The 19,022-nt window shown below is 67.4% G+C and carries 13 protein-coding genes; 11 read left to right on the top strand and 2 right to left on the bottom strand.

What is annotated here, in order from left to right:
• Positions 1-814 precede the first annotated feature (814 nt).
• The 11 genes from DDQ41_RS12355 (at position 815) to DDQ41_RS12305 (ending at position 16,596) form a co-directional block, all read left to right on the top strand.
• Positions 815-1,324, top strand: coding sequence for a nucleoside-diphosphate kinase (locus DDQ41_RS12355; protein WP_109294550.1), 510 nt, complete (start codon positions 815-817; stop codon positions 1,322-1,324).
• A gap of 73 nt (positions 1,325-1,397) precedes the next feature.
• A complete protein-coding gene (locus tag DDQ41_RS12350) occupies positions 1,398-1,697 on the top strand; it encodes a hypothetical protein (protein WP_109294549.1) in 300 nt (99 codons plus the stop codon).
• Positions 1,698-1,858: 161 nt separating this feature from the next.
• Positions 1,859-2,449, top strand: coding sequence for a CYTH domain-containing protein (locus tag DDQ41_RS12345; protein WP_109294548.1), 591 nt, complete (start codon positions 1,859-1,861; stop codon positions 2,447-2,449).
• Positions 2,450-2,491: 42 nt separating this feature from the next.
• A complete protein-coding gene (locus DDQ41_RS12340) occupies positions 2,492-3,259 on the top strand; it encodes a hypothetical protein (protein ID WP_109294547.1) in 768 nt (255 codons plus the stop codon).
• Between the two features lie 7 nt (positions 3,260-3,266).
• The gene (locus tag DDQ41_RS12335; RefSeq protein WP_109294546.1) at positions 3,267-4,658 is read left to right on the top strand and encodes a hypothetical protein; all 1,392 of its coding nucleotides are present in this window, start codon (positions 3,267-3,269) and stop codon (positions 4,656-4,658) included.
• 18 nt (positions 4,659-4,676) lie between these two features.
• Positions 4,677-5,417 (top strand): class I SAM-dependent methyltransferase, encoded by a 741-nt coding sequence (locus DDQ41_RS12330; protein WP_109294545.1) that lies wholly within the window; start codon positions 4,677-4,679, stop codon positions 5,415-5,417.
• 339 nt (positions 5,418-5,756) lie between these two features.
• Positions 5,757-7,865 carry a hypothetical protein gene (locus DDQ41_RS12325; protein WP_109294544.1) on the top strand — a complete coding sequence of 703 codons (2,109 nt, stop codon included), beginning with the start codon at positions 5,757-5,759 and terminating at the stop codon, positions 7,863-7,865.
• A complete protein-coding gene (locus DDQ41_RS12320; RefSeq protein ID WP_109294543.1) occupies positions 7,862-8,812 on the top strand; it encodes a hypothetical protein in 951 nt (316 codons plus the stop codon). The genes DDQ41_RS12325 and DDQ41_RS12320 overlap by 4 nt, the downstream gene beginning before the upstream one ends.
• Positions 8,805-14,381 (top strand): DEAD/DEAH box helicase, encoded by a 5,577-nt coding sequence (locus tag DDQ41_RS12315; RefSeq protein ID WP_109294542.1) that lies wholly within the window; start codon positions 8,805-8,807, stop codon positions 14,379-14,381. Before DDQ41_RS12320 ends, DDQ41_RS12315 begins: the two co-directional genes overlap by 8 nt.
• 126 nt (positions 14,382-14,507) lie before the next feature.
• The gene (locus DDQ41_RS12310; protein WP_162602658.1) at positions 14,508-15,932 is read left to right on the top strand and encodes a PIN-like domain-containing protein; all 1,425 of its coding nucleotides are present in this window, start codon (positions 14,508-14,510) and stop codon (positions 15,930-15,932) included.
• Positions 15,933-15,999: 67 nt separating this feature from the next.
• The gene (locus DDQ41_RS12305) at positions 16,000-16,596 is read left to right on the top strand and encodes a hypothetical protein (RefSeq protein ID WP_109294540.1); all 597 of its coding nucleotides are present in this window, start codon (positions 16,000-16,002) and stop codon (positions 16,594-16,596) included.
• An 82-nt stretch (positions 16,597-16,678) separates the two neighbouring features.
• Here the strand turns inward: DDQ41_RS12305 and DDQ41_RS12300 are convergent, their stop codons facing one another.
• Both DDQ41_RS12300 and DDQ41_RS12295 read right to left on the bottom strand, forming a co-directional pair.
• Entirely contained in the window at positions 16,679-18,037 is a 1,359-nt protein-coding gene (locus DDQ41_RS12300; protein ID WP_109294539.1) for a DNA cytosine methyltransferase, read from the bottom strand.
• 267 nt (positions 18,038-18,304) lie between these two features.
• The gene (locus DDQ41_RS12295; protein WP_262508440.1) at positions 18,305-18,994 is read right to left on the bottom strand and encodes a hypothetical protein; all 690 of its coding nucleotides are present in this window, start codon (positions 18,992-18,994) and stop codon (positions 18,305-18,307) included.
• Positions 18,995-19,022: the final 28 nt, after the last annotated feature.

Here is a 19,022-nt window from a genome sequence, read left to right as displayed (position 1 = left end):
CCGTCCGAGCATGGTAGGCGGGGATTCAGGTGCCGATCAGCGGATTGGCCGGATGCCCGTGCGATCTTGGCGCGATCGCGCACCTCGGCTCCACCTCATGAGCTGCCGCCCGGGGCGGGACGTTACGACGAGCCCCGGGCGGCAGCCGGCCCGTGTTCGCCCCCCGTCGGGCACGGGCCGGCACCCAGAACGAGAAGCGAGGGAAGGAGAGGACGTGGCCGTGGTGGCGCCGACGTGTGGACAGCCGGAAGCGTGGATCGCCGCGGCGTCCAGGGAGCGCCAATGGCCGCCGCCGACCACAGGTCGAGGCTCCAGCCCCGAAGTCGGCGGAGACAGCCCATGAAGCCATACGAGTTGTGGGGCCGATTCGAGTGGGCATGTGGCGCCTGCTTCCGTTGCGGCCGGCGGGACACCGAAGTCGCGGTCATCGGCTCGATCAGCGCGCGTGGCCGCGACGTGCCGATCAGCGCGTGCCGTCGCTGCGTGTTCCACCTGGAGCGACTGCACTGGACATTCTCCGAGCGCCAGCACCGGATCGCCGAGCGACCGCCCCTGGCTTCGGCGCCCGCCGCGAGCACACCGAAGTCACGCGAGCGGCCGACGGATCGCGGACGGAAGCCGCACGCAATCCCCCACCCGGCTGGCTGGTGGGGAACTCTGTTCCGACTGTCGAATTCCTGCGCGAGAAGAGGTGGGAGACACCGCCGGTCGTAGCCCAACTGCCAGTAACGATCGGCCATTCCGGCGCGGGTAACCTCGGTCCCTGACGCGCTGAACGTCCGTCACATCACCGCGTGAGAAATGAAAGGGAACCATGGCGCAGGATCAGGAACAGAAGGTGGAGCGCACGCTTGTGCTCCTCAAGCCCGACGCGCTCGTGCGGGGCTTCGCCGGGAAGATCGTCACCCGGTTCGAGGACGCGGCGCTCAAGATCGTCGGGGTCAAGATGAAGCAGATGGACGCCGAGTTCACCCGGCGCCACTACTTCGACCTCGAAGAACGGCTGGGCTCCGAGGTGTACGAGTTCACCGCCCGGTTCATGCAGCAGGGGCCGGTTATCGCGCTGGTGCTCGAAGGCTTCGACGCTATCGCCACCGTACGCAAGATCGTGGGCAGCACGTATCCGAACGAGGCTCCGGCCGGCACGATCCGGGGCGACTTCTCGCACTACAGCCGCGGTGCCAGCGTCGCCTCCGGCAAGGCGGTGGCGAACCTCGTGCACGCCTCCGGCAACGCGGAGGAGGCCCAGCAGGAGGTGGAGCTGTGGTTCGACAAGGACGAGCTGCACGACTACCGCACGCTCGCGGAGATCTTCACCTACTGAGCATGGCGACGTCACCCCGCGCGCCTCGACGCGTTGAGCACTACCTGGCACCACCGTTACCAGAGAGGGCACCATGACCAACCAGACCCGCGCCGCCTCCGCCCTGGAGCTGGAGGCGATCTTCCAGCAGGAACTGGCGACCAACCGATGGGCGGCGGCGGAGAGCGCCTACGCGCTGGCCTCCCTCTACCGGGACGAGGGTGACTGGGAGAAGTCCCGCGAGTGGGTGAAGCAGTGTCTTCGGCTCCTGGAGGGCTTCCCCGCCGACACGATGGAGCAGGTGGCCACCACCCGTACGTCCGTGGGCGGTGTCCAGCTGCCGAACCACCTCCACGAGGGCGTCGTGCGTGAACGGTTCGGCGAGCTCGCCTGACGTCCACGCGCACCACTGAGGCGGCGGTGCGCGCACAGCCCGGCTGGCCGCACCGCCGCCTCCCCCCCCACCACAACCACACATCGCCCCCTACCGGACACGCCAGCCTCGCCTGCGCGGGTCCGGCCGGATCAGCCATGCCTGAAGAAGGGACCAGACCGTTGCCCGTAGAGATCGAGATGCGTGCCCGATTCGACGAAGAGGCCCACGACCGGCTGGTCGGGCGCCTGGAGCAGGAGGGCAGCGACCTCGGCCGGGACGACAAGCACATCTACTTCTACGTCCTGCCGGACAAGCTGCTGAAGGTCACCGACAACACCGCCGCCGGGTCGGCGAAGATCACGCTCAAGCACAGCAAGATCGGTCAGGGCGTCGCCTTCCCCGAGACCGAGATCGCCATCGCCCGCGAGGACGTCCCCGCGGCCGTGCGGGTCTTCAATGCCCTGGGCTTCGAGTCCCACATGCACGAGGCGTTCAACCGGCGTCACAACTACCGCCTCCGTGGCGTGGAGATCGCCGTCAAGTGGAGTGAGGCGTGGGGGCACCACGCCGAGTTCGAGGTCCTGCTCGACGACGACCCGAGTGACGCCGCCCGGCAGGAGGCCACCGACCGCATCTTCGCCGTGGCCAAGGAACTGGACGTCACGCTGATGACCGAGCGGGAGCTTGCCGACTTCACCGCCGCGTTCGAGGCCGCCGAACAGGCCCGCAAGACGACGATGCCGTTCGAGGAGGTCGAACCCCAGACCTGACCGTCGTCGTCCGCCGTGACCACCGAGGAGGGGTAGGCCCCGATGAGCACCACCCCGCCGGCCGACAGCCTGGTCGAGCTGGCTGCACGTAAGCAGCTTCCGCACCACCAGTTCACAGATCACGCCACCGTGCGGTGGATCGAGGCGAACCGGCCGGACTTCCCGAAGGTTCCGGTGTACGAGTTTCCAGCCGCCTCCCAGCGGCTTCTGTACCGGTCGGCCATCCCCATCCTGTGGATGGCCGAACCGCGACTCGCCGACTCCCTGCACGGCGTCCGTCACGCCATGCGGACCGCCACGCTGGCCGCGCTCCTGGCCGAGGCCACCGGCCTCTCCGAGGACGACACGGCCACGCTGATCGTGGCAGCGGCGGTCCACGACTGCCGCCGTCTGCACGACAAGGACGACCGCGGCCACGGGAACCGGGCCGCCGTGTGGCTGACGTACAACGCCGACGCCGTGTGGGCGCACTTCCGCCTGGCCGCCACACCCCGGCGCATCGGCGCCGCGGCCACCGCGGTACGCCTGCACGACGTGCCGTACGCCGGCTTCACGGCGGATGACAGGAACGACCATACGCGCGCCGAGCAGATCACCGACCTGCTCAAGGCCGCCGACGCCCTCGACCGCTACCGGCTGCCGAAGCTGTCGTGGTGGCCGGACGGCTCGTTCGTACGCGCCGAGGCCCTCGAAGCCTTCGAGGCGCTGCGTGCCACGGCCTTCGAACTCGTCGTGGCCTCCGAGGCGGCCCACCTCGCCGGCCTCGACAGCGCCGACGCCGTGTTCAAGGCGCTGGACAGTGGGGGTTAGTCAGCTGATGGACGTCCGCGACGGCTACCACCTGTGGGCCGACGCCCACGCCTTCTTCGACTCCCCGCTGATCCACAGCGCCCCCGATCACACCGACCCACTGGGCCAGCAGTCCGCCGACTGGGAGACCCGCGTCGCGGAGGACACCCCGAACGGCGCCCTGCTGCGCGGCAACGCCCTGTTCGAGGCCCTGACCGGCAGCGGCCCGCTGTACCTGCTGCACGTCACTCACGCGCTTGAGGAGATCAGTCAGCAGGGCTTCCTCTACCCCTCCGGCGGCTGCCTGGTCGGCAGCATCTACTGCGCTCCGCTGATCGCCAGTGGCACCGGCTTCCGCCCGCACAACCTCGCCCAGTACGTCTTGAACAAGGAAGCACCCGCCTTCGTGGCCAAGATGGGCGCTCCTGAGCGGACGCCAACCCCGCTGATCTTCGAGATCACCCGTCCCCGACGTGCCTACCGCGGACTCGCGGGAGTGGACTACCTGCGCCTCGGCTCGATCCACCTCAGCATCTACACCCACCTCGAGTACCTGCTGTCCACCGCCGAGAGGTACGAGCTTCGCGAGACGGTCGTCAGCCGCATCAAGAACTCCACGACGTTCCTCTCCCTCGCGGCGGCGATCGTCTACGAGGGCGCCGACGTCGCGCCAGCGGTGTTCCTGGAGCTGCTGGACGAGACGATCCCTCGCCTGCCGATCCTCGGCTACCTGTACTTCGAGGCGCTGGCCGAGTACCTGATGCTGCACTCCACGAGCGAGCCGACCCAGCGGCTTGCGGCCCGCGGCGAGTTCAACAACTGGCTCTACAAGGAGATGCTCTTCGCGACTCTGGGCATGGCCGGCAAGTTCGACCTGGCGAAGTTCCAGCCGTCCCCGTCGACGTTCGCGGCACTCCTGGAGCAGGTGGACGACACCGTGGACGCCGCGCACGCCCGGGCGTACCTCCGCGACCGGATCAGCTACCTCGTCGCCGCCAGGCTGTTCACGCCCGGCCAGGTGCCGGATGCCTGGCACCACACCCGCTGGGAGTTCGACGGTCTCGCCGCCCACCTGGGACCGCTGCTCGGGCACCTGATCCATCGCGAGCTGCGGACCTTCGGGCGCTACCCCGACTTCTACTTCTACTTCGACCAGCACAAGGCGCTCCAGGCGTGGAACTACTGGAACCACATGGACATCTTCGCGCCCTTCAACGGCACGATGCCCAAGGGTGAGGTCGGCATCAACCCGGCCTACCCCGACCTCGAGTACCGCGTCTGGCGGGCCGAGCAGGACGACGCCGGCCGAATCCATCCCGTCGAGCAACTGGACCTGACCATCGCACCGCGCCTCGTGGACATCAAGTACACGCTGATGCGCAACAACAAGTGGTCGGTCCCCGAGCCCTCAGCCAGCTGACCTCACAGGGAGCCCCATATGACCGCGCACGTCTCCGCGCCCTCGCTCGACCTCCTCGCCGAGCAGATCGCCACCCTCCTCGCGGACCCCTCGACCAGCCACGGGCTCGCCCGCACGCTGCGCGCCACCGCCAAGGAGATCGACATCAGCCGCTACCACCGCGCCAGCAGCCGGGCATGGCCGAACGGGCGCGTCGACACAGCCCCCGAGAAGGTCCAGATCGGGGGCGGCGCCCACCGCATCGACGGCTTCTACAACATCGACGCCGTACCGCCCGCCGACCTCCTCTGGGACGTCCGCGAGGGCATCCCACTGCGGGACGACAGTGTCCGGTTCATGTTCTCCGAGCACTTCCTGGAGCACATCGACTACCCCCGCTCCGCCAAGCACTACGCCCGCGAGGCCCACCGCGTCCTCGCACCGGGCGGCCAGCTCGTCACCGGCGCGCCCGACGCCGCGTTCGTCCTCCGCCATTACCCGGACAACCCGATCCTCTCGGAGGAGATGGTCGAGCGCTGGTACGCCAAGCGGGACTGCCTCGACGACATCAACACCTTCCTCGACCTGATCAACTACGTCTTCCGCGACCAGGACGACGACCCCACGTACACGCCGCACCTCTGGGCGTACGACCACGACAAGCTGACGCACCTGTTCACCGAGGCCGGCTTCCGGACCGTGGAGCCGTGGAACTTCGACGCCACGCTCGCCAACCCGAAGCGCCAGTGGGGCAGCGTCTACGTCATCGCCACGAAGTAGGCCGGGGCGCGGGCCTCCGATAGGGGCGGTCGCGCAAGCGAGAGCGGAGCTCCATGGGAGCGCGGTCAGCCCTGCGCGAAGTGCTCCGCAAGGCACACACCGGCTCACGATCTGCTGTTCCTGAGTGCCCCGGTATCCGGGCGTGTGCCTTCTACGCAAGTGGCAGCCGTAGTAGTGTGATTGAGCCGTAAACGTACAAAGTGGGCTCCTTCCGCTTGCCCGCTTCGCGGACAGGGACTCTGCGTAATCGCTGGCGTGCGGGTGGGGAAGGGGAGCTCCCACCAGGCTTACTCTCTCTGCCGCGGGGCAAGCGGATGCGGGGCGGGGGCTGGAAGGGCGATGAGAGCCGCGTACAACGATTGGCACGAGGTGCTCTCTGCAGAGTTCTTCGGTCAGGACCACAAGTACAGGAGTGCGGTCCTGTACGTCGATGGTGAGGTCGAACGGGATCTCGCGGAGTGCTACGGCATCGGAACGAGCCTGGCTCAGACCGTCGCGGACGAACTGAACTGGGATGATCCGGAAAGGGTGCTGTTCGGCCGCATCAAGGTCCGGTGCGCGATATGGGCGGGCAGCGGGCGCACGGAACCACCGCCGAGTCTCCCCGTGCTCGCCCTGTCTGTGCTTGCTGCCACCCGGATGGCTTCCTCCGACGGGATGCTGAAGCACAACTTCTACGGGCGGTGGATCCGGCTGTTCGGGGAGCAGCCGGACACTGGCCGTGCGAAGAAGCTGGTGCACGCCTTCGAGGATGTCGCCGACATGTGGGAACAACTCCACAACTGGCTGACGGAGACGGGCGGGCAGTACGGCGCCAGCACGATCAGCACCGACTACAACTGGAAGATCGGCTTCCCTATCTCCCAGGCGCTTGTCCGCAGCTCGGACCGGCAGATCCTCACCCGCTTCTTCGCCTCAACCCGTCTGCGGCCGCACAATCCGCGCAACGTCTCCGGCCGGGAGCTTTTGCGGCGGCTCCGCGTCTGGACAGCAGGGCGAGACCGGCACCTGTCCCCACGGCTCACCGAGGAGCTTGCAAGCACTGCTGGAACGGGCGAGACACTCATCACCAGTCTTCTCAAGCGACTTGCCGACGACTGGGATGGAACCCTCCACGAGCCGGAGCGTGCGCACCGACGCCGAGCCGTTGGACTCCGGCTCATGGCCGCGGACCGCGGAAGGCGTCTCGAATGGCTTGCTGAGGCTGTCCCGGGGGTCTCCGAGACTGAGGTTGGCCTGTCAGGCGGTCGCACGTTCACGCTCCGCAAGGGGTACGGCGACGTCTACGACGGGCTGGAGACACTCCACCCCACCCCGCAGCAGCTGGAGCAGGGCGTGCGCCTCGAGGGCGAAGAACTCGTCTTGGAATGGGTGCCCCAGGACGTCGCGCTGCTTCGGATGCACCCGTACCTCGGCGAGTGGGCTAGCACCGAACCCTTCGAACCAGGCGAGGAGCACTGGATCCTTGCTGCGGACACAGCCGTCCATGACGTAAGGACCATGGTCGGCGCGCTTGGTGCGCGCACAGTCCGGGAGACGGCCGGCCCCGTGGTGGGGTGGAAGCTGTTCAAGGGCGTACGTGCATTCAGCAGCGTGGGTCTTACGCAGACCTTGGACAGCGGCGGGGCGCACGTGCACGTCCTGGAACCCGAGATGCGGCAGCAAGTGGAGCTGTCCGGCGGGCTCCGTATCGCCCGCGAGTATCGGGCCGGCGCGGGCGTAGCAGGCCACTACCTCCGTGGCGGCGCCCCGGACCTGCGGCTGCCTGCATGGGAGTCACCAGACGGGCGGGTGGAAGTCATCCTCAATGGCCATGCGGAGAAACTGCGCGCCGACCCCCGCATCCCGTTTCCGCTCTGGTGCGTCCCGCTGGACGAGGGCCGCGAGTACCGCGTCGGTACCGCCCAGAGCAGTGAGCTCTTCACGCTCAACGACGGGCTGAATGAAGGGCTCCCGGACGGCACAGGATCGCTCGGGTACCGCTGCGTCCGCGGTACGGCAGTCCAGCGGCTCGCCGAGGTGGACGCGGTGGAACCGGCGATCCGCGGTGCGTGCCTACCGGACCCGGGTGCGTTGCCGCGCACCGAGCTGGTGCGGTGCGCCGTGCGCGAGGCCGCGCTGATCGATCCCAGCGGTCGTGTGCTCAAGGTGCGGCAGCGGTCGGTGCCGACATGGATGCGGCAGCGCCGACTGCCGGAAGATGTCCTCACCCCCTGCCTGGAGGTTGAAGTACCCGACGGCTACGTCTGGTTGGTCTACCGGACCGCAGCGCGGTGGTCGGTAAGGGCTCTTGCCGCGGAACCGGATATCCCCAAGCCCGCGCCCGGGGCCAGCGACTTCGGCTGGGCCTACGCCGTACTCAGCGCGGCTGATCGACTCCGCACCTCTGCCTGGCGCGACTACGTAGCAGCAGCGGGCGAGATTGCTGGGACACGGGAGGTGCTGTGATCGATCCCGGTGACCTGCTGCTGCGCTGGGTGAGCGAGCTGGGTGAGGGAGAGCTCCCTGACGTCAAGCGGGGTATGTGGTGGCTGGCGGGAGCCCGCTGCCCGGACGTCGAACCTGGTGCTCCCGGCCGCTGGCTGCGTGATGCCCTCTCGCTTGCCTATCTGGACATCGATTGGCGCAACAGGCGGTGGTGCGCGACGCCGCCCGCGCTCACCCGCCTGCCGCAGGCGAGAGGACTCGCCGTGCTGACCGGCAGCAGGACGGCGGCCTTTGAGGAGCGTCTGGAACTGGCCATGCAGGAAGGCCCCGTCGAGGTCTTCCGGGTGCCGAGCGTCCGACCGGCGCGGGACATCCCGCTACCCGTCTCGCTGCTCGTCCAGTTTGACGGCGAAGCGGAACTGAAGGAGTGGGCAGGCGGCCTTGGCGTCGCATACACGCCGTGCTTCGCACTCCAGGGCGCCGCACTGCTCCCGCCGGTGAGCCTCGAAACACGCGCATCCGCACCAGAATTCGGGAAGCCGCTCGAGCGGTACGACCTGGAACGCCGCGCCTACGGGTGGGTGAGGGGGCCCCAAGAGGACGGCCTGTACCGGATCAAGCAGGGCGACGGCAAGCGCGTGTGCCAGGTACTGCGCGACGGTACATGGTACGAGACAGTCCACGAAGAGGGGGTCTATTCCGTGCTGGGGCAGCAGCAGGGCTCGGATGCGGACGTACTCCGCTGGCTCCCCGACAAGGAGCCCGGGTGCGAGCTGACTGGCACCCTCTTCGTCGACTGGGGCTATCCGCTGCCTGACCTGCACCGGCGTGTGGCCGCCCTGTGCTCTGGGCTTGCCCCGCGCATCAATGAGCACGCCGAGAACCTCGCGTACGACAACGTCCCCAAGGACGTGGCTGAGAAGATCGCCGACTCGCTCGGCCAGCATCTTACGGAGAGCAATGAGTGACACCGCCGAAGTGCAGCACGGCAGCACCGGCCGGGAGGCCGACATCCTGGGGACGTTCGAGCATCTGAAGGACGCGCTGTTCCGCTACTACAACACGCCTTTCGGGCTCGCCGACGAGTACCTCGAGCAAGAGCGGCAGCGACTCTTCGATGTTGACGGTGGGGCCTGGCGCAACCCTCTGATCGAGGTCCGCCCCCGGTACGTGTCAATGGACTGCGGCATCGCCGACTCGGTGCGCGAGGCTGGCGCTCACCCGGAACTTGCCGATCTGGTGCAGCTCGGACTCCTGGACGGTTTTCTGTCGCTATTCGAGCACCAGCACCAGGCACTAGTCGCAGCCGTGCGCGACGGCCGCAACGTGGTCGTCACGGCGGGCACGGGCTCCGGTAAGACGGAGTCGTTCATGCTGCCCATCCTGGCCGACCTGGTGCGCGAGTCCGCGGCCTGGTCGGCGGCCGCACTACCGCCGAACCGCTGGTGGACGTCCCCTGGCCGCGCGTACCAGCCGCAGCGGGCGGGGGAGAGCGGTCGGCATGCTGCCGTTCGTGCCATGGTCCTCTACCCCATGAACGCCCTCGTCGACGATCAGATGATGCGCCTGCGCAAGGCTCTGGACAGCGACGCGGTACGCGGGTGGCTGGAGCGGTCCCGGCCAGGGCACCGCTTCTACTTCGGCCGCTACACCGGGGCGACGCCGGTAGCTGGCGACATCGGCTCGGCTGCCGGTGTGAAAAGGCTGCGCCAGGAGTTTGAGGCGACCGAGAAGCGATCGCTCCAGGCACACAAGGTCGGCGGGGAGGGCCAGTTCTTCCTCCCCAGGCTCGACGGCGCGGAGATGCGCTGCCGCTGGGACATGATCCATGCGCCGCCAGACATCCTGATCACGAACTACAGCATGCTCAACGTCATGCTGATGCGCTCGCGCGAGGCGGGCATCTTCGACAAGACGCGGCGCTGGCTGGAGGAGGTCCCGGACGCCCGCTTCACTCTGGTCGTCGACGAGCTCCACATGTACCGCGGCACCGCCGGCACGGAGATCGCGTACCTCTTGCGGAACCTGCGCCACCGGCTGGGTCTGACCGACAAGCCGGAGAAGTTCCGCGTTCTCGCGGCATCCGCATCGCTGGAGGCCCCCCGGGACCTGGATTTCCTCCAGGAGTTCTTCGGAGTCGACGGCGACTGCTTCGAGGTCCTCGGTGGCAGGCTCGAACTCCCGGCGCGCACACGCCGGGACATCTCAGCGCACGCCGACCGCTTCGCAGCCCTCGGGGATGCCCCCGAGACGGCCGAGGCCGACAAGCTGCTGGAGGAGACCGGCGCGTCCGATGCGTTCGTCAACGCACTCCGGGACGGCGACCGGCTCATTACGGGCTTCCACCACCAGGTTGCCGCTCGGCTCTTCCCCCAGGTCCAACCGGCGGTGCAGGAGGCCGCGTTGCGCGGCGTCCTCGCGGCGCTGCGGCGCACCACGGACCCGAAGGCCCCCAGACTCCGCGGCCACCTCTTCTTCCGGAACATCCCCGGTGTATGGGCCTGCTCAGACCCCGACTGCCCGCACGCCCCTCGCCCGGAGGGGGTTGAGCGGACCGTCGGAAAGCTCTACTCCCGGCCCACCCCCCGGTGCAGCTGCACTGCCCGCGTTCTCGAACTCCTCTACTGCCAGAATTGCGGAGACGTCTTCCTCGGCGGCTATGCCCCCAAATCGGCCTTCGAGAAAGCTGAGCGCGCCGGGTTCGATGCAGGACTGCTCGCGGATCTCCCCGACCTCGACTCGCTCCCCGATGCCGCGTCCCTCGAGCCTAACGCCGCCAACTACATCGTCTACTGGCCGCGGAAAGACGAACCGGCCGTGAACAAACCGGCTTGGAACTCCTCCTCCGACAAGGGCGTGCTCAGCGCGAGCTTCGAGTTCAAGCGCAGCAAGTACGACCCGCGCACGGGGATCCTCCGCAACCACCGGAACCACACCGGATGGTCGTTCCACGTCACCGTTCCACGCTCCAAGAAGGCGAAGTCCCGCCTTCGAGCCGACCACCTGCCGGCCGCACCGACCCAGTGCCCCCGGTGCGGCGATGACTGGGAGGTCCCAAAGCTTGCCGGGACGTCCCTGAGCCTGATTGACAGCCGCCGTATGCGTACCCCCGTGCGGTCCATGCGGACCGGTTTCGAGAAGGTGAACCAGGTCCTGACCACCGGACTCCTGTCGCTCCTCCCGAACCGCCAGGCCGTGGTCTTCTCCGACAGCCGACAGGACGCCGCGAAGCTCTCCGCCGGTCTCGGGCTCCGTCACTATCAGGACCTGCTGCGCCTTATGCTCGCGGAGGAGGTCGATGGCCAAGGGGATCCGGCAGCCGATCTTGCCGCCGTAGCCGGCTTCTACCGGCAGGCACCGGGTGAGCCCGTGGACGAAGCCGCGGCCCTGGCTGCAAGCGAACGGCTTCGGGCACGGGATTCTGAGACGTACGACAGGTGGGAGAGACTTCAGGCACCTCCGCCTCTTCGGAGCCTTGCTGCTCGGCCTGATCCCTCCGAGGAAGAAGAGCTCTATGGCCTCCTCAGCCGCATTCCCAGCCTGGATAGCCACTCCGCTGAGGTCGCGGAACGCCTCGCGCGGCAGGGGGTCAACCCTGGAGGGCCGAAGCCGTCCCTCCAGCGCGTGGTCTACCAGAACGGGGCCTCTCAGCCGTCGTGGACATCCCTGTACCGCTGGCCTGATGGCGGCCAAGGCACGGTGCAGCCAGAATCAGGCATCCGTCTGAGCGAGCGCCACCAGCACCTGCGCAAGGACATCCGGGAGTCCCTCAGCACCGAACTGCTCGGCGGCCTCTTCGGCAGTGCCGGACGGGACTTCGAGTCCCTGGGACTGGGCTGGCTCACCCTGGTGACAGACCAGGTGCCACTGGTAGCCGAGCGGGCCTCCGACCAGGCGCTTGTCCGCGCCAGCCTGCGCATCCTCGGCCACATGCGCCGGTTCGCAGGACTGCGCAGTCCACTCGACGAACCGCCCAAGAAGCTCCGTGAGTTCTGGGCTAGTGCCGCTAAGCAGCTGAACCAAGATCCGGACGAACTCAAGATGACCGTGGAGCGCATCTGGGAACCGGCGGTCACCAAGTACCTCATCCAGCCTGAGCACGTCGCATTGCGCCGTGGTCGCGACGAGTCCTGGACATGCAGCCACTGCAGTCGCCGACACCTCCACCCCGGAGTCGGCGTGTGCACGAAGTGCTTCCGCCCCCTGCCGGAGCAGCCGGAGGAGTTCAAGGGCGTCGAGAGCGACTACTACACCTGGATGGCCCGAGAGCAGCTGGGCAACTTCCGGCTCAACGCCGCCGAATTGACCGGGCAGACGGACAGGCTCGACGCACAGGCCCGCCAGGCACGCTTCCAGGGCATCTTCCTCGACGGCGAGGAGCACGCGCTTCCGAACACTCTCGATGTCCTCTCCGTCACCACGACGATGGAAGCCGGCGTCGATATCGGTCCGCTCTCGGCTGTTCTCATGGCGAACATGCCGCCGACCCGGTTCAACTACCAGCAGCGGGTCGGCCGCGCGGGCCGCCGGGAGTCGCCCGTTGCCCTCGCGCTTACCGTCTGCCGGGGCCGCAGCCACGACGAGCACTACTTCCAGGACCCCCAGCGCATCACCAACGACCCCACCCCGAGGCCCTACCTGTCCACGGACATGAGGGACATCTACCAGCGGGTGCTGGCGGCCGAGGTCCTGCGCAGGGCCTTCGGCGCCGTCGGAAAGGAAACGGGCGACGACAGCGAACTCGACCCCACCCGCAACGTCCACGGCCAGTTCGGGCGCTGCGCCGACTGGCCCGCTGTGAGCGATGCGGTGGGCGCGTGGATCACCTCGCGTGATGGCGAGATCAGGAGCCTTGCAGAAGCGCTCGCGCAGAGGACTCGCAGCGAGTGGCCTGCAGGGGAAGCGGCGGCTTGGGTCACTGAGGAACTCGTGAAGCGCGTCACGCAGATCGCACAGCAGGATCGGGGCCATCACGAACTCAGCCAGAGACTGGCCGAGGCCGGCCTGCTCCCAATGTTCGGCTTCCCCACGTCGGTCCGGTACCTGTACACGAAGCGCCCCAGGGACTCGTACCCATGGCCGCCCGGCGGCGTGGTCGACCGGTCGCTCGACATCGCCATCTCGCAGTTCGCACCCGGCGCGGAGACGGTGAAGGACGGGCAAGTCCACACGGCCACCGGAGTGGTCGCCTTCGAACCGACGGGCAGGCAGCCGCGCGCCGTCGAGGAACCGCTCGGGTCTGCCAACTTCATCGGCATCTGCCGGGCCTGCGGCCATCTGGCCGACGACGTGCAGGCACCGCAGGCCCAGGAGGAGGACAGCACGCCACTGCCCTGCCGAGCGTGCGGAGCTGCCGATGGCTCGTACCGCGAGATCGAGCTCCGGGAACCGGCAGGGTTCTTCTGCGGTGGCACACCACGCGACTTCGACGGCAACTTCGCCTGGCGCGCCCGCTCTCTGGCACCGCGCACGGCAACCGACCTCGAGAGTGCCGCGCGGCTGCGGATCTCGGAGCCGGGCCTGGTCGTCCACGCCGGGAAGGGGCGGCGCTACGCGGTCAACGACAACGGTGGTCGACTCTTCGAGTTCGCCAAGGTCCGGCCGACCGAACGCTGGGCGGGAGCGTATCTGGAGAAGGGAGCCGCGGAACTGGCCCCGTGGCTCACTGCAGGCGCCGCGGCGGACGAGGCGATGGTGACCACCGCCCTCGGCGCCACACAGCACACCGACTTGTTCCTGCTCGGTCCTAGCAGCGGAGAACTCCTCAAGCCCGGACTACGCCTCAACCTTGCTTCCGTGCCGCAGAGCACCGGCTTCCCGGACGACCGCTCCGGCCGACGGGCCGCGTGGTACTCACTGGCAGCGCTGCTGCGCACTGCTGCGGGCTCCCTCCTCCAAGTCCAGCCCAACGAGATCGCAGCTGGCATCCACGGAGCAGGCTCGGCAACGAGGGAAGCGCGCACCTTCGCGTTCCTGTCCGACACTCTGGACAACGGCGCCGGCTACTGCACGCATCTTGCCGACCCCGACGTCTTCCGCGAGCTCATGTCGGCTGCGAAGAAGATGCTGGACGCGTTCTCCTCCGGCACGCACAACCGCGATTGCCGTGGCTCGTGCTACGAGTGCCTGCGCGACTACACCAACATGGCTTACCACAGCCTGCTCGACTGGCGGCTGGCCTCCGACCTCCTCGCCATCCTCGAGGCAGGGGCGGACTACCAGGGCCGACCGCTCAGGCAGGCGGCAGGGCTGCTGCGGAACTGGGCGTCAGACTTCCCCTCCGGAGGAGCCCAGTTCGTTGAGGACCTCGGGGGGACGGGACCCGCGGTCCTCTTCGATGAGCGCCTGTGGGTGGCGGCCAAGAGCCCGTTTGAGGCGGCTGACGAGTCACTGCAGCCGCAGCGGATCAAGGACGTGCGCGCCGCAGCCGAAGCGGACGGCAGCGGGGTTGCGAATGTGGTCTTTGTCGACGAGTTCGTGCTCGACAAGGCGCCTGGACGCGTCACTGCACTGCTCGCCGACTTCGACGCCGGATAGCCGACTGGACGAGGACGCTTCGGGCGGGCGGGCCACGGGCGTCTGCGACCGGACAAGGGAAACTGGTTGCCGACACCCTGTGACAGGATGATCACTGGGGAATCGTCGTGGGAGTTGGAGGCGGAGATGAGCGACCCCGCACTGCTCAAGCGGTTCGCGGCATGGCTCCAGCCGCAGCCATCGGCGGAAGATGCGGAACGCAGCGCATTCTTCCAGGACGGGATCATCGTGCTGGACACGAACGTGCTCCTCAGCCTGTACGAGTACACGGAGACGTCCCGAGAGGCTGTGCTGTCGGCGCTCGAGCGGACCGCGGGGCGGCTGTGGATGCCGTACCAGGTCGGCCTTGAGTTCGTCCGAGGCCGCCGCAGCACGCTTGAGTCGCGGAAACGGGCACTTGCAGACGCTGCTTCAGAGGTCAACAAGAAGCTGATGGCGGCACGCAGAGCTATCGCGGAAGCCAAGAATCTCGTCTGCTTCCAGCTGGACAAGTATGGACAAGCTCACAAGGAGATAGCCGAGCTTGAAGCATTCGCTGCCGATTCAGCGGTCGATGCACATCTGAATATGTACCGGCAGGAATTCAAGCGCCATCTGGACATGCTGAAGACTAATCACGGGCTGGCGCTCAATTTGTCCGACGCCGAGGATCCTATTCTCGCCCGTATCGCCGAACTCTATGCAGAAGGCATCGGTCAGCAGCCGGACGACGTGACCCTCCGTAGGCGCCTTGAAGAAGCAACCGCCTTCCGGTTCCCGAACAAGATCCCTCCTGGATTCTCGGACGCCGACAAGGAAACGCCGCTGAAATCAGCTGGAGACTTCCTTCTCTGGGAAGAGTTGATCGAGCACGCCAGTCAAATTCCGCAGGCGGGTCGCCGCGTTCTCTTCGTATCGAATGACACCAAGGAGGATTGGTACGAGCCTGAATCCCGCACGAGCAGTTCCCGCCCGTGGCCGAGCCTTTTCGATGAGCTGAAGCGGCGAGCTGGGGCGGATCTGAGGATTGAGACTCCGGTGGACTTCTATGGCGGGGTCAAAGAATTCCTAGACGCCGAGCTTGCCGAGGACACATACGCAGAGATCGAGCGAGTGTCCGAAGCATTCCAAACGAGGGTGCATGACCCGCGGTTGGTGGTTACTGAGGAGACGGCGCCTCACTTCGACCCCCCGGAGGGGCTGGCTCTCACTGCATTTGAATCGGTAGGGCTCGCGTCTTCGACCCTCCGCGCGGCTGCCGAGTCGGCTTCGCCGTCCCACCGGATGTTCCAGTGGTGGCTGGTCGGTGTGACTGCCCAACTCGGGCGGCGGGCGCCGCGGGACTCGGAGCCTTCCGTCGACATCGCTGCGGCCGCGAGAAGCAGTGAACCGCCGTCGCAGGACTGGATACCCGGAACCGCCATGTCACCGGGCGAATGGCTGCACCGGGACTCGTCGTGGATCGCGCCGTGGTTTATGGATCTGCTGGAGTCTGCTCCGCAGAAGGACCGGGCTGTGCTGCGTCGGCTGGCAGCACAGCAGGCTGAGGACAACCGGCGCTCTGGCAGCTGACGGTTAGGGTGCCCTCGGGCGGTGAGCCGCCCTGTGTCGGACTGCCATTGGACAGAGGAGGCATAGCGTGGCGATAGAGGATCAGAGCGCGTTCGAGGTGTGGCAGCGGCTCAAGCCGGACACCCAATTCGCGGTCAAGGAGCTGAGTTCGACTTTGGAAGAGCCGAACGAGTCTCCTGCGGCGGTTCTTGATGCATATCTGTTCGCGAAACGCGCTCTGGCCCAGTCCATGCAGTTCCTGCTGCGTTCGCAGTTGCCTGCGGCCTCCCGCGCGGCGTTCCATGAGGTGCGGGCGCGTATCCAGGACGAGTTGCACTCGCGCTTCTCGGGACGGGTGCCGGATCAGTTCCTCAGGGTCCCGTATGGGACAACGGCCAACGAAGAGCTCTTCGCGGTCCTCCACCAGGAGATCGGCTCACCTGTCGACAGCGCCCGCCTCCGCACCGTCAACGCCGACGACATCCACACGGAGCGTCGCATCCGAGAGCTTAGAGAACTCGGGCTGGACGTCACCTCGGCCAAGGTGAATGGCCACCAGTACTACATATTGGACTCGCTCGAACTCGACAGCGCCAGGATCCGCGACCTCGTCGTCAAGGCGATCCGCAATTCGAAGGCGCTGTCGAAGCCGCAGAAGGATGAGCTGGTTGCACGGCTCCCGTAGCAGACGGCATGCCCTCTGCCGCCTCTGCGACGGGGAGCCGCCCGCCTGGCGCCGTGGCGGACACCGAAGCTCTCGCGGCCCTTCAGCTGATCTTGGCCCGGTGCAGAGTGAAGAGATCGTGCCTCTGGTGGTCGTCCTGGCCGATGAACGCCTTGAATTCACCGAGGCTGTACGCTACCGCGCCGTTGGACCGTACCATGGTCGTCACAGCGAAGTCGTGGCTCAGGTGGCTCAGATGGCGTTCTACGTCCGGCTGCTCCATGACGGTTCCGGTCTTAGCCAGCCGGACGATGATCTGGTCCACCGTCAAAGGACGGGGCTGGTCCCGGAGCAGTTTGTATACGGGGTCCAGCACGCCATCCGTGGCTTCCAGGAGGGTCCGCGGTTCGCCGACCTGCTGAAGGGCGTTCCTGATGGACTCTCCCAGAGCCTTGGCGACAGGTGGCGGGAAGGCATTGCCGATCTGCCGGTAGACCGAAGTCTTGCGGCCCTGGAAGTCCCACCCGAACTCCATGCGCGCGAGGGCTTCGACTCCGCCCTCGGCCTTGATGTCGTCCCAGCCCTGGATGCGCGCCACCATAGCCGCAGTGAGCTTGGGCCCGGGAGCGCCGTCCAGCGGCCGCCATCCCTCTACGGGCGGATCGTCCGCGACTCCCATGGCATCCACGCCCAGCTCCGCCCAGGCCCGCTTGGCGCGGGTGGGGCCGAGATCCGCTCCGCCGTGCTTCTTCGAGCCGCCGACGATCGTCGGCGCGATGTCATTTGCCTTCCGGACCCAGCTGTCTACCTGCTCCGGTTCCCAGCCGCGGCTCCCCATGAGGTCCTTGAGGAGTTCGCCGACCGTAAGCGGTTCCTTGGGGTGCTGCTCGGGCCAGGCGAAGTACTCCGCATACTCCGGCCGGAGGGCAACGAGGACGAAGCGGGGCCGGAGCTGGGAGACGCCGAACTCGTTGGCGTGCAGCAGCTTCCACTCGGCGATGTAGCCGTATTCCCGGAGCCGGTCGAGGACGTGCTGCCGATAGGCGGCGAACCGGTTGGCGCTGAGCCCGCGCACGTTCTCGAGGAGCAGGGCCTTCGGTTTGATCTTGCCGCATAGCTCGACGGCCCAGGCGAAGAGGTCGCGCTCGTCACTGGCGCCCAGTTGCTTGCCGGCGATGCTGAAGGGTGGACACGGCACTCCACCAGCGAGCAAGTCGATGTTGGGGTGGTCGGCCGGATCCCAGACCCCCGGGTCAGCGACATCGCCGACCTTGACAGCCTCCTCGGCCTCGGCCTCCGAGTAACCGAGAACGGCGTGCAGATTGTGGCGCAGAGTCGTGGCAGCGTTGCGGTCCAGCTCTACTGCGAGGCGGTGGCGGAAGCCGGCTCTCTCCAAGCCGAGGGTTTGTCCGCCCGCGCCAGCGCAGATCTCGACGACCTCGAGTTGCTCTGATGCCGACATGCCATCTCCCTCCAGGCGCCGAATACGCCAGCGCGCAACCGATCGCGGCACCCCCGGCCGCGTGCAACCAAGACAAGGGTCCGGCTGCGCATAGGCACCACGGTGCACCATAGCCACAGGTCGCTGGGGCGTGCGGTGCAATCGGTACGGCGAGCCGGACAAGTCAGTGAAGTCTAAATGGCTCCGCTGACACATTCGCCCCCGGCCGGGACAGGCCCCGGTTCGTTGCGGTGCTGGGACGGAGCGATCCGCCGGGTCCGTCGCTGATTAGCCTTCGAGCGCCGACCGGACCTCGTCCCGCGCGGCTGCCGGCAGCCGCCGGTAGGCGTTCCAAGCGCGGTCCAGGGGCGTGGAACCGCGGCGGCCGCGCTCGATCCAGCGGGCGAGTCGGCGGCGTTCGGACGCGTCGAGGGCCCTGATGTCCTCCAGGACTTCATCCGCGCGGGCGGGACTCCCGTCATTTCCCGCACGGCAGCGCTTGCATTCAGTGACTAGGAGGACGTCCTCCCGCCCGTCAGGGAGGACGGTGGTGCGGCGAGTCACGGACAGGACGGCTGTCTGGTTGGAGTCCTCCGGGTAGGACTCGCCGCCAGAAATGCCGCATATCGTGCACATGTAGTCGTCGCGGGTGAAGATCGACTGCTTTTCCTTTGCCGAGACCGGCTTCTGCGGTGCCGCAGCGCGGCGGGCTGCGGGATCCCACACCGGTACACCGGCCTTGACGAACCGCTGGTCCTCAGACAGCAGCGTTGCGTCCTCGGTGCTGGTGAGGATGACCCATCCGAAGTCGCGGAGGTCGCGGAGGCGGCGATCAGCCTGCGAGACGCCAGGGAACGCCTCGCGGAGCTGCTCTTTCGTGAAGGTGTTCCCCTCGCCGATCGCCTGGACGAGCCACAAGGCTCCGCGGATCATGGTGCCGGCCTTGAGTTCCGGGTCGTTCCAGGCGGGCAGTGGCACTTCGGCTCCGTTCGTCGCGGCTTCGAGA

It is taken from the genome of Streptomyces spongiicola, from assembly GCF_003122365.1.
Lineage (GTDB): Bacteria > Actinomycetota > Actinomycetes > Streptomycetales > Streptomycetaceae > Streptomyces > Streptomyces spongiicola.
The sequence above is the reverse complement of the archived record's forward strand: the minus strand, read 5'-3'. Positions and strand labels throughout refer to the sequence as shown.